Origin of the sequence: Collinsella sp. AM18-10, assembly GCF_003471585.1 — a bacterium.
Classification (GTDB): domain Bacteria; phylum Actinomycetota; class Coriobacteriia; order Coriobacteriales; family Coriobacteriaceae; genus Collinsella.
Genome location: NZ_QRJO01000022.1, coordinates 1 through 23648 on the forward strand (window position 1 = coordinate 1; position 23648 = coordinate 23648).

The following is a 23648-nucleotide window of genomic DNA, read 5'->3' on the forward strand; positions in this document are numbered from 1 at the left end:
GGGGCCCGTTCAGGCTGTTGCGTTGAGATTGAAAATCAACCCTAATTGTAGTTTCAGGTTAGTCCGAGTTTTGACTATCGTCAAGGGCGGCCGTGCAAGACGTGCGACCTATATAACATATCGACAAAAAAGACCGCCGGCGCGGGGCGGCGCCGACGGTTGCGAGAGAATAACGATTGTTGGCTGTTAAGCAGCGACGGCCTCGTAGACCGTGGCGCCCGAGAAGCTGTCGTGCAGGCTCTTGCCGCAGATCCAAGGCAGCTCGACGACCTCGCAGACCGTGTTGACCAGCTCGGAGCAGTCAGTAAAGTGCCCCTTATCGTTGAGGGCCTCGCAATCCTGAACACGCCAATAGCCATCGGTGTGCGTAATGTAGTACTCGTGATCGTTGATCGACACGAAAGCGCGCGTCTTGGAACGCAACAGCTTCAGAAATCCTTCGAAGTCGGTCTCGACGACATCTCCAGCCTGGAACATGGTGTTACCTCCTGGCCCGGCGCCACCATGGCGCGTTGATAAACGTTGGTACTCCTTTAGTAAAACCTTTATCAGAGCTTATGCGCGCATCATTTAGGCAAATGGTAAAAATCGCAGGGTAGACGGGATAAAACGTTTAATCATCCCACCGGTCTGTCACATTCTGGCTGAAGTTTTATGCAAACCAGCTTTTCCACTCGGTCGCTTGCATTGTTTGGGGCCGACGGCGCGATTACGGTTTTGGTTCGGCGGGTAAGAACGAGGCATCGAAACCAACGTCAGGAGGACACATGGAGACCATCGAGGCACTCATCCACCGCCGCAGCTGCCGCAAATACAGCGATCGCCCTGTCGAGGCCGAGAAGCTCGCACGCATTATCGAAGCCGGCCAGTATGCGCCGAGCGGCATGGGACGCCAGCCGGTCACGTTCGTCGCCGTCACCGACCCCGCAACCGTCGAGCGCCTCTCGCAGCTCAACGCCCAGGCTATGGGTAGCGAGGGAGATCCCTTCTACGGCGCCAAGACCGTTGTGGTGGTACTCGTCGACCGCAGCGTGCCCACGCACCTGGAAGACGGCTCACTCGCCATGGGCAACCTGCTCAACGCAGCCTATGCGCTGGGCGTCGATTCGTGTTGGATCCACCGCGCGCACGAGGTCTTTGACTCACCCGAGGGATTGGAACTGCTGGCCAAGTGGGGTCTGCCCGCCGACGGAAGCCTGCGCGGTGTGGGCAACTGTATTCTGGGCTATGCCGAAGACGTGCTTCCCCAGGCCAAACCCCGCCGCGACAACGTCGTGTACGTCAGGTAATTAGTTCCGCCGTTCTAACGAACGGCGGCCCCGCTGACGCTGCGCGGGCCGCATTCACGCCAATCTGACGTTCAATTTCGAGGGCGCGACCAAAAGGTCAGCGCCCTCTCATTTCACGTCACCTTGGCACAAATGCGGCCCGCTCGCTGTTGGCGACTGACATCGAATGAACCGTTGTTGGCATTCGACACTTGGGCAGCTAAAAAGCCCGTCCCAAATTAGCCACCCCACTCGCAACTTATCTTGCCGATGGGGTTGTCGTCATTTCGTTCGTCTGGGTCGCTTCGGCTTCGCTGCCTTGTTCATCCTCGCCCTTTTGGGCATCGGCGATCGTTGCGGCAGCGGCAACAACGCCGCGCTGAGGCGCCACGCCCGTCTGGGCCTGAGCGCCCTCGACAAGCTCCGTGCCGGCATGCGCGAGCTCAGCAGACCCGAACATCGCACTCAGGTCGGCCCCGCCGCCGGCGTAACCAAGCGCCGCGAGCGCGATGGCGACTATCGCGGCAACGACCACGATCGGCACATAGCGATGCCAGCCTGCGGGATTGAGGCCGCTACGGCGAGCAGCGCCACGGCTAATGAAGCCGAGCGTTCCATCGTGCTTGAGCTTTGACCCCACCACACGCTTACGGCCCCACAGCGACGATTCGGCCTGCATGGCCAAGCGAGCGCTTGCCGAAGGATAGCCATATCTAGTGCGTTTGAACGAGCCGTCGAAGCCTGAGGCGCTTTTGCCCCACGTCCGCGAAGTCGTGCGACGGTTGACCGGCGCCGTGGGCTTTCGAGCCCGATTTGGTTTTGAAGTCTCCGTCATACGCCCCCGCACGCCATAACGCAATCGAAACATTACCGCTTTGGACTGTAGCACACGCGCTGCATGCGGTCACGAGCGCCTCGCTCAGCGGTCATCGTCCTTCAGCAAGCGCCACAGGGTCGTGCGGCTTATTCCTAGCACCTCGGCAGCGCGGGTCCGGTTGCCCTGAAGGTAGCCTACGACCAGCCGCGCGATGTCGCGTTCGGTATCGGCCAGTGGACGCAGGATATACAGGTCGCTGTCGAGCGTCGGAGTGCCAAAGGTTGCGGTTTTGATGACGTCTTCCTGGGCGAGCACCTCCTCCGCCACCGTGCGCTCCGCCACGCCCGGCCCTACTAATATATAGAGTCGTTCCGAGACCTCGCGAAGCTGCAGATAGTTGCGTGGCCAGCGATAGCCGTTGAGTGTCGAGGCAGCCTCCTCAGACATACTCGGAGCGGCAGTTCCAAAGACATCTGACAGATACGACAAATACTGCGCAACCTTTTTCGATGCGCCACCCTGCTCGGCAATCGCAGGCGCCACACTCACTGCGCACGCCAAGCGCTCGGTTACAAAAGCGGCCTGATCGCTTTCGCCACCACCCGGCATATCGTTTGCCGTCAGAACCACATGGCAACGCGCGGCCAGCGCCGTGTCGGTCATCGTAGAGACAAGCTCGCGCAGACGCTGCGGCGAAAGTGCATGCCAGCCGCCAATACAAAGGGTCAGCCTTGCCTGGAACAGCGGCGATTCCGAGCTTTTGAGCAGATGGCGCCAGCCGCGATCTGTGAGCTCGTCAAGCGCCACGGACACAAAGGGTTCGTCAGCATAAGGCCCATCCAGATAGAGGCGTTTTGCAATCTCTGCCTGGCCAGCACCCAGCTCGCCCTCCAACATGAGGGGCACGCCGCGAGCATAGCTTTCGCAGACGGGGCCAGAGACCGCAGCGGCACCCTCGACAATGCCGTACGCGCTTGCCTCGTAGCGCGCCTCGACCTCATCTGCGTTAAGCCACTCAATGCCCGCGTGTGCCGCCACACCGCGCACCTCGCGGATCACGACCACCCAAAGCGCGCCGTATTCCTTGGCGACCGGACGCACCGTGAGGCTCAAGCGCCCTCCCGCATGCCCCATCACCAGGCGCGTGCCGTTGCCCACGCGCCCCAGGCGCTCGGCGACAAATGCCGCGACATCTTGCTCGAGCGCGACATCATCCATGGTCGAAATCGCTACGTGTCCGTGCCCATCGATTGCCAACGCCGAGGCCCCGGCAGCGGCCAAGGCCTCGATCAAGATTTGTAGCTTGGCGTCACTGTTCATATTGCGCCCCGTCCTCGACGCCACGCCGCCACCGACGGCCGCGCGGGCGAGTGTTTCAAAATTGAACGATATTGCCCACCAAACACTATAGGGCAGAAGCCGCCGTCCTGCGAATATATGAGTTGCCCCGCATCGCCATCCTGGCGGGGCGATAAGAGCTCTTCGGGACCTATAAACCTGCGGACAAGCCATACCCGCAAGAGCTCCTATCGCTCCACCGCGAGGATGCGCTCACCAACATGCAGCACGCAAATAAGCTACTTCTCTACCAGATTCCCAGCACGTGCTGCATTCCCAAACTCATGCACGCAATGCCAATCCAGCAGCAAAAGCCCAGCGCGATGGGCTTGCCGCCCTTTTTGACCAGCTCGACGATATCGGTATTAAAGCCAATAGCCGCCATGGCCATCACGATAAAGAACTTCGACAGCTCCTTGATGGGCGCCGTGATGGACACGGGAAGCTGAAGCACCGTGGTGATTACACTCGCCAGCACAAAGAACAGCACAAACATGGGAAACGCGCGTTTAAGCGAGAACGTGCTTTTGGCGTCGCCGCCGGCCTTGCGCGCCAGATGCATCTGCCAGCATGCGAGGACCAACGTGATGGGAATAATGGCCAGCGTCCTGGTGAGCTTGACCACCGTGGCGCTCTCGAGCACATTGGCGCCGGGATGCATGCTGTCCCAAGCGCTCGCCGCAGCCGTTACGGACGAAGTGTCGTTGATGGCGGTGCCGGCAAACAGGCCAAAGCCCTCGTTGGTCAGCCCGAGCATACCGCCGAGCGTCGGAAACACGAGCGCCGCGATAACGTTAAACAGGAAGATGACCGAAATAGCCTGGGCAATCTCACGATCGTCGGCATCGATGACGGGCGCGGTCGCGGCGATGGCAGAACCGCCGCAAATCGACGAACCCACACCCACAAGCGTCGCGATCTTACCCGGCACGTTCATGACGCGGCAGAGCACAAAGGCGACGACAAGCGAGGTCGAGATCGTCGCCACGATAATCGGCAGCGACTGGGCGCCCTTGGACAGAATCTGGGAGAGGTTCATGCCAAAGCCAAGCAGGATAACCGCGTACTGCAAGACTTTTTTAGACGTATAGGTGACACCGGCGGCGAGCTGTTCGCGATGATTCTTGGGAAAGACGAGCGCCAGAACCATGCCAAAGAGGATGGCGAATACCGGCCCACCGACCACCTCAATCTGTTTGCCGAGCAGCGTTGCGGGGATAGCGATGATCAGGCAGAACAAGACACCCTTCCAGCGCTCGCGTACGATATTCGCCAGTTGCATATGGGATTCCTTCTTTCTCTTTCACGTTTGCGACGGCTTATGATACGGCAACATTGAGCGCAGCCTTGCGTAAACAAAGACTAAGATGCCGCAATAGTTCTTGGGCAACAGCCGAATTACCCACCGCGGAAAGCTGATTCGCGGCATAATTAACAACTGACATATGAGTTTGATAGAACAGTTGCGAGGCGCTATGGAAGAATCGATGCACGTCGGCGAGCAGGAAACGAGCCTACAGGACCAGTCCTACCACACCATTCGACGCAAAATCGTCTACCTGGACTACAAGCCGGGCGAAAAGCTGGGCGTCAAGCAACTTTGCGACGACCTGGATATGGGGCGCACGCCCGTGCGCGAGGCTTTGGTTCGCTTGGCGCAGGAAGGCCTGGTGCGCACCGTGCCCCAGAGCGGCACCTACGTCTCACCCATCAACCTCACCCTTGCCGAGAGTGCCTGTTACATCCGCGAGCATCTGGAAAAGCAGGTGATTGTGGAGTGCTGTGCGCGCGCCACGTCGGCCGGCATCGAGCAGCTCGACCGCGCCATCGTGCTGCAGGAAAAGGCCATGGCCGAAGAGGATCGCATCGGCTTCTTTTTAAGCGACAACCTCATGCATCACATGATTTTTAGCATCGCATGTCGCAGCACCGTGTGGTCGTGGCTCGAAGAGACCAATGCCGACCTGGAGCGCTTCCGCTGGCTGCGCGCCGCCACGCAGGTTCTCGACAATCGGGACATCGTGAACGAGCACAAGCAGATTCGCCGCGCTATCGCCGGTCGCGACCCCATCGAAGCGAGCTTTTTGGTCAGCAAGCACCTGCACATGATGTTCCGCAACCAAACCGAGGTTCTGGACCAGTTCCCCGAGTACTTCGAGACCAGCAAGCTCCGCTAACCTGCCAAAAAGGGACAGGTTTATTTTGGCAGGTTTTATCTGGGCAAATGCAACAAGGCCCGGCTCCGCTGCAACGGAGCCGGGCCTCGGTCACTAGAACGGCGGAACCAACTACTCTACCGTGACGCTTTTCGCCAGGTTGCGAGGTTGGTCAACGTCGCAACCGCGCAGGATGGCCACCTCGCGAGCGAGCAACTGCAGCGGGACGCTCGCCGTGATGGGGCTGAACACGTCGCGGACTGCCGGCACGCGGATGATGCAGTCGGCGATCTTGTTGATCTCCTCGTCGCCCTCAGTGGCAACGACGATGACCTTGGCGCCGCGCGCCTTGCACTCCATAAGGTTCGACACGGTCTTGTCGTAGGTGGCACTCTTGGTAGCCACGGCGATGACGGGGAAGCCCGGGTCGATCAGGGCAATGGGGCCGTGCTTCATCTCGCCGGCGGCGTAGGCCTCGGCGTGCAGGTAGCTGACCTCTTTGAGCTTGAGCGCGCCCTCGTAGGAAATAGCGGCACCCATGCCACGGCCCACGAACAGCGCCGACTGCGCGTCCTTGCACAGCAGGGCGGCCTCATGAACGGCTTCGGTCTGGGTATCCAAAATCCACTGGATCTGCTCGGCCGTATCGGAAAGCTCGCGGAACAGCATGCGCGCCTGCTTGGTGGTCAGGCGGTACTTGACCTGCGCTAGCAGCAGAGCCAGCAGCGTCAGGCTCACGACCTGGCCGATGAAGCTCTTGGTCGAGGCGACCGCGATCTCCTTGTTGGCCTTGGTGTAGATGACGCCGTCGCTCTCACGCGCCACGGGGCTGCCCACCACGTTGGTGATGCCGAAGACCTTGGCGCCCTTGATGCGCGCGTCGCGAATGGCGGCAAGGGTATCGGCTGTCTCGCCCGACTGGGACACGGCAACGACAAGCGTCGTCGGCGTAATGATGGGATTGCGATAACGGAACTCGCTGGCCGCCTCAACCTCGGTGGGAATGCGAGCCCAGCCCTCGATGAGATTCTTGGCAATGAGGCCAGCGTGATAGCTGGTTCCGCAAGCGATCACGTAGACGCGGTCGATGTCGTTGAGTTCCTCGAGCGAAAGGCCCAGCTCGTCGATGTCGAGCTCGCCGGCCGGCGTCATACGACCGACCAGCGTGTCGCGCACGACGCGCGGCTGCTCGTGGATTTCCTTGAGCATAAAGTCGGGATAACCGCCCTTTTCGGCCATGTCCAGGTCCCAGTCGATGTGGGTGACCTTGGGCTCGATAACGTTGCCGGCCTCGTCGGTGTACTCGACGCCTGCGAGCGTGAGCTTGGCAAACTGACCGTCCTCGAGCACCACGACATCGCGGGTGGCGTCGATGAGCGCGATGACATCGGAGGCGACATAGGCGCCGGTCTCGCCCGCGCCGACCACAATCGGGGAATCCTTGCGGGCTACGGCGATCACGCCGGGCTCGTCAGCGCACACGGCGGCCAGACCATAGGCACCGACCACGTGGGTGCAAGCCTCGCGCACGGAGGCCATCAGGTCGTGCGTCTCGGCATAGGCCTCTTCGATCAGATGCGCGAAGACCTCGGTATCGGTCTCGCTCTTAAAGTGGTGGCCGCGACCCTCCAGCTCTTCGCGCAGCTCGGCGAAGTTCTCGATGATGCCGTTGTGGACGATGGCGATACGACCGTCGCAGCTGGTGTGGGGATGGGCGTTAACGACGGAGGGCTTGCCGTGGGTGGCCCAACGGGTGTGGCCGATACCGCAGGTAGCGTCACTGTCGATGTTGGAAAGCTCGCTCTCCAGGCCCGCGACCTTGCCCACGCGGCGGATGACGTCGAGGTGCGCCGCGGCGCCCTCGCCCACCTCGAGCGCAACGCCCGAGGAGTCATAGCCGCGATACTCCATACGCTTGAGGCCCGTGACCAGGATGTTCTTTGCAATATCAGAGCCGGTGTAGCCGACAATTCCGCACATAGGATAAATCCCTTCGTTCGCGTGACTGCAAGACGTCCACGCACAAGGGGCGCTGAGACGTACGACGTTCGAGTATTGTACTCACGCAAACGCAAGCTGATATACCAGAAGTGGTATCTCAACTTAGATACCACCCGATGCACACATGCCCAGCCGGTCCAAACCACCACAATGGGGACAGGCACCTTTGTGGTGGTCGCGCTGGCGACGGCGTTTCCCCAGATAAAACCTGCCAAAATAAACCTGTCCCTTTTTGGTAGGTTTGGGATGCTACAATCTGCCTTGTACTTGAAACGCATCAAAGGGGCCGCTATGGCAAAGGTAAAAATCAGCGACGTCGCGCGCGAGGCGGGGGTCTCGCTGGGCACGGTATCCAACGCGCTCAACCACCCCGAAAAGCTGCGCCCCGAGACCCTCAAGCTCATCAACGAGACCATCAATCGCCTTGGCTACCTGCCCAACCAAAGCGCTCGCCAGCTGGCCGGCGGCACCACTAAGTCCTTTGGCCTTGTCCTCCCCCGTCTCGACCACGGCTTTTCGCTCCAGATTGCCAGCGGTGCCCACAACGAGGCACGCAAGCACGGCTATGACTTGCTCATCGCCAATGCCGATAACGACGACATTCTCGAGGATCATTACCTGCGCTATTTTATGGGCACGCAGATGTCCGGCGTCATGGTTCAGCCCATGGCGTCCCCCGACTGGCACCCCGCCATGGCCAAGATGCCCGTGCCGATCGTCCATCTGGACATCCACTGCTCCGAGCCCGGTTATTACGTGGCTGCCGACAACGAGGCACAAGGCCGCATTATCGCCGAGCTCGCCGTTGCCCGTGGCGCACGCCATATCACCGTTGTGGGCAGAGCGGCATTTATGCAGCTCACCTTGCGCGTACTTGGCATCCACAAGGCCCTCGCCCTGCATCCCGATATCAAGATCGAAGTCATCGACGCCGGCGAATGGAATACCGCTGCCGACGGCTACAGCATCGGTGCCCAGCTTGCCGAGCGCCCTGATGACAAGCGCCCCGATTTTGTCATCGGCCTGACCGACGTATTGGCCTCGGGCGTTATCGCAGCGCTGACCGACAAAGGCATCTCCGTCCCTGAGCAGGTCCGCGTGGCCGGCTGCGACGGCAACCCCCTTGCATGGAGCGGATCGGTCCCGCTCACTACGGTAGCGCCCCCGGGCTACGAGATTGGCCGCAAGGGCGTTCAATTGCTCATAGAGCAAATCGAGGATAAACCTGCCGCCAAGACCAAACGAGTCCGCATCGGCTCCGCCGCGCGCACCGTCACCACGGTCACGGCCAGCGAGGACATTAACCGTCAGGAGCTCGTGCGTCCCTTCTTGCTCGAGCGCGTAAGCACCCAAAATGCCAAGCCGCACCCGACGGGCCAACCCATGGTCCCAACAACCGACATCAACCTAGGCGCCTACTTGTGACAAAAAAACGCCGCAACGGAAACAGGCCCGCTGCGGCGTTTTTTACTGGCCCCATGTGCCCTCCCCGTTTAGCCGGACCTGCGGCTACGGATATTTATGGAATGTAATCCATTTTTCATTAGCTTTTTTGTTAAAATAGACTCAATTCCATATTTTTAGATATTTCCTATAAGTATTGATTTTGCTCCAGTTTTTTCTCGCCAAGAAAGGGGTTTCATGAATCTGATTGATCGCAAACAGTACCTCGACTGGCTCATTTCGTGGAAAGACTCACACGTCATCAAGGTCGTTTCGGGCGTGCGAAGGTCCGGCAAATCAAAGCTATTCGAAATCTACCGTAGCTACCTGCGCGATCATGGAATCACAGGCGACCAGGTTATATCCCTCAACTTTGAAGACCTGGAGTTCGAGTCGCTTACGTCGTATAGAGCGCTCTACGACTACATTTCCGCCAGACTCGTCCCCGATAAGATGAACTACGTTTTTCTGGACGAGATACAGCACGTCGAGCATTTCGAAAAAGCCGTCGACAGTCTTTTTATCAAGGACAATGTCGACCTCCACATAACCGGTTCCAACGCTTATCTGCTCTCGAGCGAGCTGGCAACTTTGCTCTCCGGCCGCTACGTAGAGCTCAAGATGCTGCCCCTATCCTTTAAAGAGTTTTGCTCGGCAAAAACCAATGACGGAAAGGCTCCCGCGCAGTTGTTTGACGAGTACATAACCAGGGGCTCTTTTCCCTTTATCGCCGAGACGGGTATTCAGGGACCCCAGGCGCGCGATTATCTTATGAGCCTCTACGATGCCATCGTCATACGCGACGTTATCGAACGCCTGAAGGTCTCGGACGTCCCGACCCTGCGCGATATCACCAAGTTCCTACTCCATAGCATTGGAAACCGGATCTCGATTAAAAAAATCTCCGACACGCTCTCGTCCAACGGCAACAAAACCGACCAGAAAACCGTAGCCAAGTACCTCAAAGGCTTAACAGACAGCCTTGTGCTGTACTTTGCTCCGCGCTATAACGTGCGCGGTCGGCAGCTTCTTTCAACAAACGGCAAATACTACGCCGTTGACCTTGGACTTAGAGGCGCTCTCGTCAAAACCCAAAGCAGCGATATCGGTCATATCCTCGAAAATGTTGTTTATCTCGAGCTCCTACGCCGTGGATACGACGTCTACGTGGGCGATATCGACGGCGGGGAAATTGATTTTGTTGCCCTAAAGTCAGACGAGACAGCCTATTTTCAGGTTTCAGCCACAACGCTCGACGAAACTACCCTCGATCGAGAGTTGGCCCCCTTTAAGAAAGTCCGAGACAACTACCCCAAGACGCTTCTTACGCTCGACACGCTGTTTGCGCTTGCGAACTACGAAGGAGTCCGCAAGCGCAACGTGATCGACTGGCTCCTGGAGTAACTTGTAACGTCATAACCCTCCGCCAGCTCCTTACCAAGGCCGCAGCCCCAGTCGCTTAAAGCACAATGCCCCTCTTATCGGCCAAAACAGCAATCTTGGCGTGATAAGAGGGGCTGACTGCGTCAGCGCCTCCACGCAGGCGCCGTTACCGTCACCGTCCTGCGGGATCGGGCGCGGGGCATGGCGACTCGCGTGCAAACGCTAGCGCACGGCCTTGACCGCGGCCGGCAGATCGAACAGCGTATCGAGAACGGCCTCGCAGCCATCCACCACGTCCTGCGGCAGCGGCACGATATCGGGAACGGCAAAGACGTGGCAGCCGGCCGTGATGCCCGAGACGCAGCCGTTGCGGGAATCCTCGACCACGGCACACTCCTCGGGCGCAAAGCCCGCGCGCTCGCAGGCGAGCAGGTACATCTCGGGATCGGGCTTGCCGTGTGCGACGTCCTCGCCGCAGGTCACCGTCTCAAACTTGTCAAAGAGGCCGACCGTCTTAAGGTTGCGCTCGGCGGTAACATGGCGCGACGACGTCGCAAGACCCACGTGATAGCCCGCGGTCAGCAGCTCGTCTAGGCACTCGGCGGCGCCGGCCTTAAGCTCCAGGTCGGTCTTGACCATCTCGTCGCGAATCTCCTTGTGACGACGATAGATCGCCTCAGCGGTTTCGCTGCTGTTGTAATGCTCCTCAAGGATGCCCATGACATCGGGCAGCGTACGACCGATAAACTGATGGATCAGCGCATCATCAATCGCGAATCCCAGCTCGGCCGCTCCCGCCTTCCACGCCTTGATACCCAAACGCTCGGTATCGACCAGCGTTCCGTCCATATCAAAAATAACAGCCTTGATCATATCGGTCCCCCATCGCTTCGCGCTGCTGTACTCCCGCAACTTTACCGCACCTGTAAACTTGTATATAACGTATATAGCATATTGCACTTTCGTTACATAGATAGAAGTCTTATGACAAGTGGCTCGGTAGGATTATAGTTTTCGACCGAGTACTCAACGGCAAGGATCGATTCATGCTTTCAGACACCACCGCACCTGCAGAGGGGCTTCAGGACAAACTCGCAGCGCTCGAGCAGCTGCTTTTGGCATACGGACGCGTCGCCATCGGCTTTTCCGGTGGCGTCGACAGCAGCTTTTTGGCCGCGGTCTGCGCCCGCATCATGCCCGCCAGCACGCTTCTCGTTCACCTCACCACGCCGCTCATCGGCACGCCCGAGCAGGCTTCGTTTGAGCGGTCCGTTGACGGGCAGGCCAATGAAGGGCCGCATTTTAAGCTCCCCGTGCTCAATCTTTCGGTCGATCAGCTGCGGCTCCCCCAAGTAGCCTGCAACGATGCCGACCGCTGCTACCACTGCAAGCGCGCCGGCTTTACCGCCATCGTCAACCACGCCAGGTCGCTGGGTTTTCCCACCGTCATCGACGGCAGCAACGCAAGCGACCGCGGCGACTACCGCCCCGGCATGCGCGCCGCCCAGGAGCTCGGCGTGCGCTCGCCCCTCATGGAGGTCGGCTTTACCAAGGACGAAGAGCGCGAGCTGCTGCGCGCCTGGGGCTATCCCGTTTGGAACCTGCCGGCAGGAGCCTGCCTGGCCACGCGTGTCCCCACGGGCGAGGAGCTCACGCGCGAGAAGGTCGATGTAATCCGCGCCTGTGAGGACTACCTGCACGACCTTGGCCTGGACCAGGTCCGCGCACGCCTCGTCGGCGGCTGCATGCATATCGAGGCCGCGCCGGCAGACGTCGCCAAGATCGCCGCCCTCGGCAGGACCGCGGTCAACGACGAGGGCAAGGCCCCGCTTCCCGCCGCCATCGAATCTGCCCTGCGCAACCTAGGCTGCGGCCATATCTCCCCCGAGGTCACCCCCTACATCCACGGCAACATGAACCTTTAAGTTACGCCGTTTTACAAACGGCGTAACCGCTCGGCGCTGCGCGGGTTCCGGGCACGGCAAACTGACGTTCAACTTCACGGGCGCGACCAAAAGGTCAGCGCCCGCTTGTTTCACGTCACCTTGCCGCACCCGGAACCCGCTCGCTCGCTTATGCTCAACCTGGGCTACATAAATTGTCGCCAACCTACCAAAAGAGAACAGGTTTATTTTGGCAGGTTTTATCTGGGAAAACGCAAGCGGGGCCACGCCGAAGCTACCGTCATCAACCTCGGCGCATGCCTTTAGCGCACTGCCCTGACCGCTGCCGGCAGCTCAAAGAGCGTATCGAGCACGGCCTCGCAGCCGTCCGCCACGTCCTGCGGCAGCGGCAAGATATCGGGCACGGCAAAGACATGGCAGCCGGCCGTGATGCCTGAGACGCAGCCATTGCGTGAGTCCTCGACCACCGCACATTCCTCGGGAGCAAAGCCCGCGCGCTCGCAGGCGAGCAGGTAGATCTCGGGATCGGGCTTGCCGTTCAGGGTATCCTCGTTGCAGGTCACCGTCTCAAACCTATCAAAGAGGCCGACCGTCTTAAGGTTGCGCTCGGCCGCAACGCGGCGCGACGACGTCGCAAGACCCACGTGATAGCCCGCAGCCAGCAGCTCGTCCAGGCACTCGGCGGCGCCGGCCTTAAGCTCCAGATCGGTCTTGACCATCTCGTCGAGAGCATCCCTGTAGTGGGCTTCGACCGTCTCGACGATTTCGCGGCTGCCGTAATGCTCCTCAAGGATGTCCCTGACATCAGGCATCGAGCGACCGATAAACTGGTGGACCAGCGCATCATCAATCGCAACCCCCAGCTCGGCAGCGCCCACCTTCCATGCCCTCATGTCCAAGCGCTCGGTATCGATCAACGTTCCGTCCATGTCAAAAATGACAGCCTTGATCATATCGGCCCCCTTCGCCGGCTTGCGTTACCGCAACCCCACCCCACTTTGCAACTTGTATATAACGTATATATCATATCGCGCCAAGCTGCTGAAAAGGGACAGGTTTATTTTGGCAGGTTTTATCTGGGGAAACGCCGAATAGCTCCATATGCACAACCGTCGCAGCTCCATATGAGGCAAATGAATCAGTAACGTCTATCCCAAATCTTGAGTATTTGTTCGATAGAACGGCCCCTGCCGGCACCTGCTAGACTGGTAGATTCCCAACCATCTAGCCAGGAGCCGCAATGTCGCGCAAGTCCGCCTACAAGCAAGTACTTTCCATCGGCACCGCCGTGGTGCTGGGCTTTGCGCTGTTTACGGGATCGCTCGACGGGGCGCCCAAGCTGCTCTCGCCGCAAAGCGATGAGCAGGCGGCGGCTCTAGCCGAGAAGCAAAGCGAGAGCCCCAACCGCACCGACGACGAAGCGGACTTGGTCGCCCGGCTCGAATCGGGAACAGCGAGCTCCGAGGACTCCGGCGATGGCTCCGAATCCGCCACGACCGGCACCGCTGACGATGTCTCTTCGAACGCCACCCCCGTCGACGAAGTGGAAAACCCCGACCTCAACCGCGCCCGCGGCGTATATCTCAGCAGCATTCCCGACTACGCCGGCAACCCCTACGTTGCCCTCCGCGCCGACGGCACGCATCCGCTCGGCACGCCGTCGTTCACGCTCGATGAATACGAACGGGCCACCGAAGAGGGCTGCTTTAAGAAGTTCTCTAAACTCGACAGCCTGGGCCGTACCCGCAAAGCGCTCGCCTGCATAGGACCCGAATCGCTCGGCCAAGGCAAGCGCGGCGACATCTCGCGCATCCATCCCGCCGGTTGGCACCAGCAGCGCTACGACTTTATTCCAGGCCAGAGCCTCTACAACCGCTGTCACCTTATCGCCTGGTCGCTCTGCGGCGAAAACGCCAACCGCAAAAATCTCCTCACCGGTACTAGCTATCTCAACGAGACAGGCATGTTGCCCTTCGAAGAGCAGATTCTCGGCTACATCCACGACACGGGCAACCACGTGCTCTATCGCGTCACACCCATGTATAACGAAGAGGAACTTGTCTGCCGTGGCGTGCGCCTTGAGGCACAGTCGGTCGAGGACCACGGCAAAACGCTGTGCTTCCACGTGTACTGCTACAACCTGCAACCGCATGTGCAGATTGACTACGCCACCGGCCGCAACCAGGCCTCGGGGGACTAGCCCTAACCACGACAAGAACCGATTTGCATCCCCCAGGGATCAAAAAGGGCCGCTCCGGATTACCCAGAGCGGCCCTTGCATCGGCATGCATGTTGCAGACAAAGCCACACGCTACTTGGCGCGGCCCTCCTCATAGCGCTCGACCAGCTTGGCCTGAACGTCATAAGGCACCTGCTCATAGCCTGCGGGCTTCATGGTAAAGTCGCCCGTGCCGCGCGTGATAGAGCGCAGGCGCGTCGAATAATCCGTCAGCTCGGCCAGCGGCGCCTGGGCAATGACCACGGTATCGCCGCGCTCGTCGGTCTCCATGCCTGTCACGCGACCGCGCGAGGCCGAGATGTCGCCCATCACGGCGCCGGCATAGCTCTCGGGGATCGTCACCGTAATTTCCTCGATGGGCTCCAGCACCACCGGGTCGGCATCGGCGCACGCCTTGCGCAGGCCGATGCGGGCCGCCGCGCGGAACGCCATCTCGTTGGAGTCGACGCTGTGATACGAGCCGTCGTACACCGCGACGCGAATGCCCGTGAGCGGATAGCCGGCAATAATGCCGTCCTTCATGGTCTCCTGGACGCCCTTGTCCACGGCGGGGATCAGCGAGCGCGGAATGCGGCCGCCCACGACCTCATCCACAAACTCGTAGCCGTCGCTCGTGCCGTCGGGCCCAATAAGCGGCCCCACACGCAGCCAGCAGTCACCATACTGACCGGCACCACCGGTCTGCTTCTTATGACGACCCTGGGCACTTGCCGTGCGGCGGATGGTCTCGCGATACGGAATGCGGATCGGCACGCTCTTTGCCACAACCTTGGTACGGTCCTCCAAACGGTTGAGCAGCACCGAAACCTGCGCCTCGCCCACCGCCGAGATGATGGTCTGCCCGGTCTCCTCGTCGCGGTCGATACTCATGGTCGGATCGGCCTTGCAGGCCTTCTCGATAAACGTGTAGAGCTTCTCTTCGTCGCCGCGATTCTCGGCCTCAATGGCGATGCGGTACTGCGAGTTGGGGAACTTAAACGCCGCCGCCTCGACCTTACCGGTAATCGAGAGCGTATCGCCCGTCTCGGCCGCCAGCTTGGGCGCCACGATGATGTCGCCAGCATACGCGTGCCCGACCTCGGTCATGTCGCGGCCGCACATCACATACAGGTGAGCCAGACGGTCGCTCTTGCGCGTGCGGGCGTTGACCAGCTCAAGGCCCGGCTCAAGCGTGCCCGTCAGCACCTTGATAAAGCTGATGCGACCCTGCTGCGGATCGGCCAGGGTCTTAAACACAAACGCCACCGGACGATCATCGTCGCTCGAAATCTTGAGCGAATCGCCGTCGATAAGCGGCATCTCGCCGTAGTCGGTCGGCGCCGGGAAGTACGTCGCGATGTCGTCCATCAGCGAGTTGACGCCCTGTTCCTTAATGCAATCGCCCGCAAAGACCGGCACAAATATGCGCTCGGCAATCGCCTTCGACAGCAGGCCTTCAAGCTCCTCCTGCGTCAGCGTCTCCTCGCCTTCCAAGTACTTCATCATCAGCTCATCGTCGGCCTCGGCCACCAACTCGCACAGATGGTCATGGGCCTCCTCGGCCTGGGCACGATACTCCTCGGGAATCTCCGACTCAACGGCTTCGGCTCCGTTGCAATGGCGCGCCTTCATGCGCACCAGGTCGATGATGCCGTCAAAGTCCTCGCCCTCGCCCCAGGGAAGGGTCACGGCGCCCAGGCGCGTGCCAAAGCGCTCCTGCAGCAGGTCCATCGTGGTCGCAAAGCTGGCCTCGGAGCGCGACAGGCGGTTTACGAACACCGCACGCGCCAGACGCAGGTCCTCGGCGGCATACCAGAGCTTAACCGTCGTAGGCTGTGGGCCGGCCTCGGCGTCGACCACAAACAGAGCCGTCTCGCAGACGCTCATCGCGGCAAAGGCGTCGCCGATAAAATCGGGGTAGCACGGGGCATCAAGCACATTGATGCGCGCGCCCTTCCAGTCGATCGGCGCGATGGTCGTCGAGATGGAAAATGCACGCTTGACCTCTTCGGGGTCATAGTCGAGCGTAGGCTTGGTGCCGTCGTGGCCGCCCAGGCGGGCGGTCTTGCCGGAAAGGTGGAGCATGGCTTCGGCGAGTGAAGTCTTGCCCACCCCGCCTTGGCCTACGAGCACCACGTTCCTTACGTTACCGGTCTTGGGAGCACCCATGATGACCTCCTTGCAGGGCCGCGCGCAATGCGCGACGCCAACGGGGAGAGTTCGCGGTCGGTGCCATCCCGGGAGCAGCATGGTCGGCAGCCGAGCCGACTCACCCTCCAAATGTCCTATGCCACCACCCTACCCTCACGGGCGGCTGTCCATGCATACCTTTCGGCACACGTATGAATACAGGCGGCGAGAGGAAGAGACAAGCTTGTGAGGCGATTATTGAACCCCGTCGATGCAAACAAAAAGCCGCCACAGACCGTAAGACCTGCGGCGGCTTCGCCTCAATTAATGGTTGAGTAAATACCTGAGCCTATCCCTCGATACGGCTCAAGAACTCACGGGTGCGCTGCTCGCGTGGATGGTCGATGACCTGCTCGGCAGAACCCTCTTCGACAATGCGGCCGCCGTCCATAAAGACCACGCGGTCGGCAACATCGCGCGCAAACTGCATTGCGTGGGTTACAATCACCATCGTCATATTCTGCGCGGCAAGGTCTTTAATGACACGCAGTACCTCGGCCGTCAGCTCGGGATCGAGCGCCGAAGTCGGCTCGTCAAAGAATAAGATTTCCGGGTCGAGTGCCAGGGCGCGGGCAATACTCACGCGCTGCTGCTGACCGCCCGAAAGCTCACACGGCACTTTGTTCTCGTTGCCCGTCAGCCCCATTTGCGCAATCAGCTCACGCGCGCGTGCCTCCGCCTGCTCGCGCGGGCGCTTGAGCACGCGGACCGGAGCGTCGGTGATGTTTTTCATCACGGTATAGTGCGGAAACAGATTGTAGTTCTGGAACACCAGGCCAAACCGCGAGCGCGCCTGCTTGGGCACATCGCCCTTCGCATAGACCGCGCCCGATCCCGCATCCGTCACAACCGCAAGATCGCCAAACGAAAGCGAGCCGCCGTCGAGCGTCTCGAGCAGCGTGGCGCAGCGCAGCAGCGTGGACTTGCCGCCACCCGAAGGCCCGATAATCGCCACGACCTCGCCACGCTTGACCTCGAGCGAGATATCCTTGAGCACCTCATTGCCGCCAAACGCCTTACGCGCGTTCGATATATTCATTACCGAATTAGTCATGGTAGTAATCCAATTTTTTCTCCGCGGCGCCCAACAGCATCTCGACCACGAAGTTGAAAACCCAGTAGATCAGCGCCGCAATCGCAAACGGCACCATGCTCACCTGCGAGGCAACCAGCGCCTTGGCCGTCGAGAACATCTCGCCCACGCCAATGGCAAATGCCAGCGATGTGTCCTTGACCAACGTGATGATCTCATTGCCCATCGCCGGCAAAATGCGCTTGGCGACTTGCGGCATCACAATGTACAAAAATGTCTGCAGACGCGAATAGCCCAGCACCTCGGCTGCCTCGTATTGACCGCGCGGAATGGACTGCAAGCCCGAGCGATAGATCTCGGCAAAGTAGCCGGCGTAGTTGATGATGAACGCCACAACGCACGCCGTCCACTTGGAATCGGGCGTGAGCGAAATGCCAAACACGTAGTACGGGGCAAAGTAGATGGCAAACATCTGCAGCATGAGCGGCGTGCCGCGCATCACCGAAATATAGATGCGCGCAATCCAGCGGAGCGGCGCGATTTTGCTCATGCGCATAAACGCCACGGGGATTCCCAGCGGAATCGACCCCAGCAGCGTCAGCACAAACAACTGCAAACTGACCAAGAATCCCTGGCCAAGCATCTGCATCATGACCTGAATAGACAACCTAAGCTCTCTTTCGCGACAACAGAACAGCAAACCCAATGCTAAAGCGGGTTTTCCAGGTGCTCGAGTTTGCCGTGAAAGAGGAGCGCCGCGTACTAAATGTACGCAAGCGACGGTTTGAACGGCAAAATCGAGTGCCTGGGAAAGCCGCTATTTCAGAACCCAGTTGTCGAAGGAAAGACCGTAATCTGCATACTTATCGCACAGGTCCTTGACCGTGCCGCCCTCGTAGAGCGCCTTGAGTGACTCGGTTACAGCATCGGCCGACTTGGTGTCGCCCTTCTTAAAGCCGACGGCGTAGTGCTCGCTGGACAGCGGCTTGTCGAGCTGCGTATAGGCATCGGGCTTGGCGGCCAGCTGATACTGAGCGATCGAGAGGTCACAGGCAACGGCATCGACCGCACCACTCTCGAGCTGCATAAACGCCGTGTTGTACTCACCGATGGTATCGAGCGTGGCAAACGTCGCGGCCAGATCCTTCTGGTCGCCCTCGAGCACATCCTGCGCAGCGGAATCAGTCTGGGTAATCACGGTCTTGCCGGCAAGATCCTCCCAGCTCTTGATACCCGCGTCCTTCTTGACCACGAGCACCTGCTCATTGAGCATGTACGGCTCGGAGAACGTGTAGTCGTCCTCGCGACCCTCCATGGTAAAGCCGTTCCAGATGCAGTTGATGGCGCCTGAGTTGAGCAGCGTGTCCTTGGCATCCCAATCGATGGCCTCGTAATCGACATCCCAGCCCTGCTTATCGGCAACGGCCTTGGCAAGGTCAAGGTCAAAGCCCGTGTACTCGCCGTCATCGCCCACAAAGCCGTACGGAGGGTAGGACTTGTCAAAGCCCACCACGAGCTTCTTGGACTCCGCGGCGCCCTTCACATCCTTGGCCGCGGCAGAACCAGCAGCGGAGCCCTTGCCAGCACCACCGCCGCAGCCGACAAGACCAAGGCCAAGCACCGTGGCGAGCGAGCCGGCTAGACCAACAAACTGACGACGAGACATATCGGTATTCATGGTATTCCCCCTCGATAGCACTTTAGTTAGGTAAAGTGAGTCATGTAACGTTCAGAATCATACACTTTAGTGGGATAGAGTACAAGGGAGTACCTGCCCGGCGCGGGCGGGGAGCGGCGCGGAATTAAGTTTCCTGCTCTACAGTCCTGCGCAAGACGGAAAGCACATTAAGTGCTTTCCTTTGCGTGCGGAACTCGCGATAAACTTAATTCCGCGCCGCTCCCCGCCCGCGCCGGGCAAACGTCGTTGGACTTATCGCTGACATGAAATGGCCGCTTGCATATCGTCCACTAGCTTGGCACGGTACAATGCTTGCAGCTTTTAATTCATGAATTAGTGGAGTTATTGATGGCAGAATCTCGTGCGGAGCGTAAGGCTCGTCGTGCTTTGATCGAGGCGGCTGAGGGGTCGGAGGAGAAAAAATCTTCTACGAAATCCAAGTCGTCTCAGGATGCGAAGGGTAAGTCGGCCAAGGGCAAGGCTAAGGCCAAGCGCCCCAGTTCTCGTCGGAGCGAGGATAAGGCATCTCAGACTCGCTCCAAGCGCTCGCATAAAGATCCGGTTTCGTCTGCGCGTAAGGTTGTGGACTCCAAGTCTCCCTGTTCGATCATGAAAGCTTGCGGTGGGTGCACGGCGCTCAATCGTCCTTATAAGAAGCAGTTGGCGGCCAAACAGGCTGCTATGGAGGAGCTGTTTGCTGAGCTCTGCGAGCGCGAGGGCATTAGCGTCGACCCCATTCGCGGTATGGGAGTCACCCTGGGAGACCCGGGCAAATATCCTGCGCCGCGTGGTTTTCGTCATAAGGCTGCCACTCCGTTTGCTCCCGGCAAAGGGGGCGCTGTCCGCTGCGGCTTTTTTGAACGTGGGACACACAGAATCGTTGCTGTTCCTGAATGCCCTGTCGAGGCGCCGGGCGCTCGTCAGATTCTCAACGGCATCGCTCGCGAGGCCGAACGTCTGCATATTCCCGCCTTTAACGAAGACAAGCATCTGGGGCTGCTTCGCTATGCCGTCGTTCGCTGCGGCTGGCGCACCGACCAGATTATGGTCACCCTCGTGACCGCTCAACGCGACCTGCCGCATGCGCAGGAGTTCTTTGAAGCCGTCGCGGCGCTTGATCCGCATATCGTCACCGTCGCTCAGAACATCAACGGTCGCCCCGGAAATGCCATCTTGAGCGAGGAGACCCGTATCGTCTATGGCGCCGAATGCATGCGCGACCAGCTGCTCGGTTGTGAATTCGACATCTCACCTACCGCGTTCTATCAGACCAATCCGCAGCAAACCGAGCTGCTCTATCGACTTGCCATTGACGGCATGGACCTGCAGCAGGGTGACATTCTTATGGACGCTTACTGCGGCAGCGGAACCATCGGCCTGTGCGCCGCGAAGGATGTCCAGGACAAGGGCATCGGCATTATGCTGCTCGGCGTGGAGCGCAACCCGGCGGGCATTGCCGACGCACGTCGCAATGCCGAGCTCAACGGCCTCACCCGCAGCGCTTGGTTTATGGCCGACGACGCCACCGATTACATCCTGGACGCCGCCGACAACAACGAGCGGATCGATGTCCTTTCCATCGACCCGCCGCGCGCCGGCTCCACCCCCGAGTTCCTCGAAGCCGCCTGCGCACTCAAGCCGCGCCGCATCACCTATATCAGCTGCAACCCCGTGACCCAAGAGCGCGACCTGCACCAGCTTCTCGACGGAGGCTATCGCCTGCTCAAGATCACGCCCGTCGACATGTTCCCCCATACCGACCACACCGAGACCGTCGCGGTCCTCGAGCGCCGCTAACCAACACCGGTAGATTTTTGGGACAAGAAGGGGGCGGCCCGTTTGAACCGCCCCCTTTCGTTGGGCATATGAGTCTCGTTACATCCCCTTGCGCAGGTCGCACACGCCGGCTGCCGCCATCTCGCGCAGCAGCGTCTCGCGGTCGCGCGTCACGATCAAATCCAGCGGGAAGTGAATCTCGTCAAGCATCTTGCGCGCGTGATCGAGTTTGCCAATGGCCATGCCAATGTGGGCATCGGTCGACACGCCAATACCCACGCCCAGCTCGGCGCAGCGCTCGGCGATCTTGCGGCATACGGCCCAATGCTCAGTGTCGACACCGTGTTCAAGACTATGGTTGTTGATCTCGATAATCTTGTGCTTGGCCTTGGCCGCCAGCAGCACCTCATCGATATCGAACGGCACGCCCGAGCGCCCCGTATGCCCCAGCATGAACACCTTGGGGTGATCCAGGGCATTGATGTACATCTCGGTTGTCTGGGCGAGCGTCGCGCCTTCGGCAAACTGCGGGTTATGCACGCTTGCCACCAAATAATCCAAATTACGCGTCACCAAATCGAACAGCGAATGCTGGTGACTGTACGAATCGCCGGCAATATCGAGCGAAACGGGAATGTCCTCGCCAAACAGGCCTCCATCCAGCGAAACGATATCGGCCTCGGCACCACGCAGCACCAGCACGCCGCTCCAAATGCGCGGCCAGATATCCTGGTTAATAAAGAATTGGAAACTGCGCAGGTCATTGGGACAAGGCGTAACCATCGAGCTTAAATGATCGGCGGAACCGAGCACCTGAAGGCCGCGCTCTGCCGCCCAATAGATGTTCTCCTCGATGGTTGAGTACGCATGCGCAGAGAACATCGTATGAGTATGAATATCACAAGAAAGAAGGTAGGGCATCGGGTCTCCTTGTCCAGTATGGCCGTCGCGTATATTCATTGTACGCATAGCTTTCGGCAGTCGTAAAACTGCTTCATCCCAATCACACAACGGCATAGACAACGGGGTCTGGCTTAAAACCAAACCCCGTTTCACGTAAAACATTGTAAGCAGAGCGCTTTACTTTCGACGATATTCGTCGGCCAGCTGCTTCCAGGCAGGCAGCGAGTTGACGATTGTCTCGTAGCTCACACAGTAGCCAAGGCGGAACCAGCCCGGCATGCCAAAACTATCCGAAGGCACCGCGAGCAGTTCGTACTTCTTCGCGCACTCGCAGAACGCATTCGCATCGGGCTCCAGCGCCTTCACCCACAAGTAGAATGCACCATCCGGCTCAACATAGGTGTAGCCGTACTCCGCTAGTGCATCGGTAAGCGCGGTGCGGTTGCGCGCATAGGCCTCGACATCGCTCGGTTCATCAATGCAGTCGATGATTACACGCTGGAAGAGGGCCGGTGTGCACACGAAGCCCAGCGTGCGGGCGGCACCGGCAACGGCCGGCATCAGGCGAGCAGCCTGCGGATTGGTATTGGGAACCAAAATCCAGCCCACGCGCTCGCCCGGCAGCGAAAGCGACTTGGAATACGAGTAGCACACCACGGTGTTCTCGTAGATCGAGGGCACCCAAGGCACCCCGGCACCGTACACGATCTCGCGGTACGGCTCATCAGAGATGAGCGTGATTGGGTTCTCGGAATCGCGCTTGGCGTTGACCTCGCGTAAAACATTGGCCAGTCGCGTCAGTGTATCGCGCGTATACACTGCACCGGTCGGGTTGTTGGGTGAGTCGATAATGACGGCAGCGGTCTTATCGGTAATCGCCTTGAGCACGTTATCCACGCTCAGCTGGAACGTATCTTCATCGGCGAGCGCCTCAACACACGTGCAGCCGGCCTTCTCAATCCACACGCGATACTCCGGAAAGTACGGGGCGATAACAACAACCTCATCGCCCGGGTTCGTAACGGCATTGAGCGTGCAGGTGAGCGAAGCCGCGGCACCCACCGTCATAAAGACGTCCTTGCCCTCATAGCTCGTGCCAAAGCGACGGTTGAGCGAGTCGGCGACGGCTGCTCGACATTGCGGCAGACCCGGCGCAGGCGTGTATCCATGCAGCTGGTCGCTCGGCAGCTCCAAGGCCTTCTTAATGGACTCAGCCACGGCGGCAGGTGCCGGAACGCTCGGGTTACCCAGCGAAAAATCGAATACGTTCTCCGCGCCGATCTGTGCCTTGCGCTCAAGGCCATAGCTAAAGATCTCACGGATGATGGAGCTTTCCGCACCGCGAGCATACATAGTTTCGTTGATCATCTGTTCCCCTTTCGCATAGGCGCTATTGTACGCTTTAGCCAACTAGAGCGCCACAATGTTGATTGGGGACAGACTTAAATGCGTGAAAACGCTCATTTAAGTCTGTCCCCAATCAACATATCGCTCAAAAGAAAAGGCTCTGTTAGACCAGGATTGACATACATGTGTCCCC

Annotated in this window: 20 protein-coding genes; 7 read left to right on the top strand and 13 right to left on the bottom strand. The window is 59.5% G+C overall.

The window, feature by feature from the left end:
• Window positions 1-186: 186 nt before the first annotated feature.
• The gene (locus DW211_RS09470) at window positions 187-477 is read right to left on the bottom strand and encodes a CDP-alcohol phosphatidyltransferase (RefSeq protein WP_118260475.1); all 291 of its coding nucleotides are present in this window, start codon (window positions 475-477) and stop codon (window positions 187-189) included.
• 290 nt (window positions 478-767) lie between these two features.
• Here DW211_RS09470 and DW211_RS09475 point away from each other — a divergent pair, with 290 nt between their 5' ends.
• Entirely contained in the window at window positions 768-1289 is a 522-nt protein-coding gene (locus DW211_RS09475; RefSeq protein WP_118260477.1) for a nitroreductase family protein, read from the top strand.
• A 238-nt stretch (window positions 1290-1527) separates the two neighbouring features.
• Here the strand turns inward: DW211_RS09475 and DW211_RS09480 are convergent, their stop codons facing one another.
• The 3 genes from DW211_RS09480 to DW211_RS09490 all read right to left on the bottom strand — a co-directional run bounded on the left by DW211_RS09480 (window position 1528) and on the right by DW211_RS09490 (window position 4705).
• Entirely contained in the window at window positions 1528-2103 is a 576-nt protein-coding gene (locus DW211_RS09480) for a hypothetical protein (RefSeq protein WP_147357261.1), read from the bottom strand.
• 84 nt (window positions 2104-2187) lie between these two features.
• Window positions 2188-3405 carry a helix-turn-helix domain-containing protein gene (locus DW211_RS09485; protein ID WP_158568523.1) on the bottom strand — a complete coding sequence of 406 codons (1218 nt, stop codon included), beginning with the start codon at window positions 3403-3405 and terminating at the stop codon, window positions 2188-2190.
• A gap of 265 nt (window positions 3406-3670) precedes the next feature.
• Window positions 3671-4705 (bottom strand): YeiH family protein, encoded by a 1035-nt coding sequence (locus DW211_RS09490; RefSeq protein WP_118260483.1) that lies wholly within the window; start codon window positions 4703-4705, stop codon window positions 3671-3673.
• A 193-nt stretch (window positions 4706-4898) separates the two neighbouring features.
• On the opposite strand from DW211_RS09490, the gene DW211_RS09495 reads away from it, so the two are divergent.
• Complete coding sequence (locus DW211_RS09495) at window positions 4899-5600, top strand: GntR family transcriptional regulator (RefSeq protein WP_233540843.1); 702 nt, start codon at window positions 4899-4901, stop codon at window positions 5598-5600.
• A 111-nt stretch (window positions 5601-5711) separates the two neighbouring features.
• Here the strand turns inward: DW211_RS09495 and glmS are convergent, their stop codons facing one another.
• The gene (gene glmS / locus DW211_RS09500; protein ID WP_118260485.1) at window positions 5712-7559 is read right to left on the bottom strand and encodes a glutamine--fructose-6-phosphate transaminase (isomerizing); all 1848 of its coding nucleotides are present in this window, start codon (window positions 7557-7559) and stop codon (window positions 5712-5714) included.
• A 312-nt stretch (window positions 7560-7871) separates the two neighbouring features.
• On the opposite strand from glmS, the gene DW211_RS09505 reads away from it, so the two are divergent.
• A complete protein-coding gene (locus DW211_RS09505; protein ID WP_233508907.1) occupies window positions 7872-9005 on the top strand; it encodes a LacI family DNA-binding transcriptional regulator in 1134 nt (377 codons plus the stop codon).
• A gap of 216 nt (window positions 9006-9221) precedes the next feature.
• Window positions 9222-10427 (top strand): ATP-binding protein, encoded by a 1206-nt coding sequence (locus DW211_RS09510; protein WP_118260487.1) that lies wholly within the window; start codon window positions 9222-9224, stop codon window positions 10425-10427.
• A 201-nt stretch (window positions 10428-10628) separates the two neighbouring features.
• Here DW211_RS09510 and DW211_RS09515 read toward each other — a convergent pair whose 3' ends face one another.
• On the bottom strand, window positions 10629-11279 hold the full coding sequence (locus DW211_RS09515) for an HAD family phosphatase (protein WP_118260489.1): 651 nt from the start codon (window positions 11277-11279) through the stop codon (window positions 10629-10631).
• A 173-nt stretch (window positions 11280-11452) separates the two neighbouring features.
• On the opposite strand from DW211_RS09515, the gene DW211_RS09520 reads away from it, so the two are divergent.
• Window positions 11453-12331 carry an ATP-dependent sacrificial sulfur transferase LarE gene (locus DW211_RS09520; protein ID WP_118260491.1) on the top strand — a complete coding sequence of 293 codons (879 nt, stop codon included), beginning with the start codon at window positions 11453-11455 and terminating at the stop codon, window positions 12329-12331.
• A 281-nt stretch (window positions 12332-12612) separates the two neighbouring features.
• Here DW211_RS09520 and DW211_RS09525 read toward each other — a convergent pair whose 3' ends face one another.
• Window positions 12613-13263, bottom strand: coding sequence for an HAD family phosphatase (locus tag DW211_RS09525; RefSeq protein ID WP_118260493.1), 651 nt, complete (start codon window positions 13261-13263; stop codon window positions 12613-12615).
• Window positions 13264-13550: 287 nt separating this feature from the next.
• Between DW211_RS09525 and DW211_RS09530 the strand changes: the two genes are divergently transcribed.
• The gene (locus DW211_RS09530) at window positions 13551-14510 is read left to right on the top strand and encodes a DNA/RNA non-specific endonuclease (protein WP_118260495.1); all 960 of its coding nucleotides are present in this window, start codon (window positions 13551-13553) and stop codon (window positions 14508-14510) included.
• Between the two features lie 111 nt (window positions 14511-14621).
• Here DW211_RS09530 and DW211_RS09535 read toward each other — a convergent pair whose 3' ends face one another.
• The 4 genes from DW211_RS09535 to DW211_RS09550 form a co-directional block, all read right to left on the bottom strand.
• Window positions 14622-16697 (bottom strand): translation factor GTPase family protein, encoded by a 2076-nt coding sequence (locus DW211_RS09535; protein WP_118260497.1) that lies wholly within the window; start codon window positions 16695-16697, stop codon window positions 14622-14624.
• Window positions 16698-17007: 310 nt separating this feature from the next.
• Window positions 17008-17772 (bottom strand): amino acid ABC transporter ATP-binding protein, encoded by a 765-nt coding sequence (locus tag DW211_RS09540; RefSeq protein WP_118237505.1) that lies wholly within the window; start codon window positions 17770-17772, stop codon window positions 17008-17010.
• On the bottom strand, window positions 17765-18418 hold the full coding sequence (locus DW211_RS09545; RefSeq protein ID WP_099432382.1) for an amino acid ABC transporter permease: 654 nt from the start codon (window positions 18416-18418) through the stop codon (window positions 17765-17767). Before DW211_RS09545 ends, DW211_RS09540 begins: the two co-directional genes overlap by 8 nt.
• Window positions 18419-18568: 150 nt before the next feature.
• Entirely contained in the window at window positions 18569-19429 is an 861-nt protein-coding gene (locus DW211_RS09550) for a transporter substrate-binding domain-containing protein (protein ID WP_117759219.1), read from the bottom strand.
• 348 nt (window positions 19430-19777) lie between these two features.
• Between DW211_RS09550 and rlmD the strand changes: the two genes are divergently transcribed.
• On the top strand, window positions 19778-21226 hold the full coding sequence (gene rlmD, locus DW211_RS09555; RefSeq protein ID WP_118260499.1) for a 23S rRNA (uracil(1939)-C(5))-methyltransferase RlmD: 1449 nt from the start codon (window positions 19778-19780) through the stop codon (window positions 21224-21226).
• A gap of 78 nt (window positions 21227-21304) precedes the next feature.
• Here rlmD and DW211_RS09560 read toward each other — a convergent pair whose 3' ends face one another.
• Both DW211_RS09560 and DW211_RS09565 read right to left on the bottom strand, forming a co-directional pair.
• Entirely contained in the window at window positions 21305-22126 is an 822-nt protein-coding gene (locus DW211_RS09560; RefSeq protein ID WP_117646330.1) for a phosphatase, read from the bottom strand.
• Between the two features lie 159 nt (window positions 22127-22285).
• The gene (locus DW211_RS09565) at window positions 22286-23476 is read right to left on the bottom strand and encodes a pyridoxal phosphate-dependent aminotransferase (RefSeq protein WP_117759914.1); all 1191 of its coding nucleotides are present in this window, start codon (window positions 23474-23476) and stop codon (window positions 22286-22288) included.
• Between the last annotated feature and the right edge of the window lie 172 nt (window positions 23477-23648).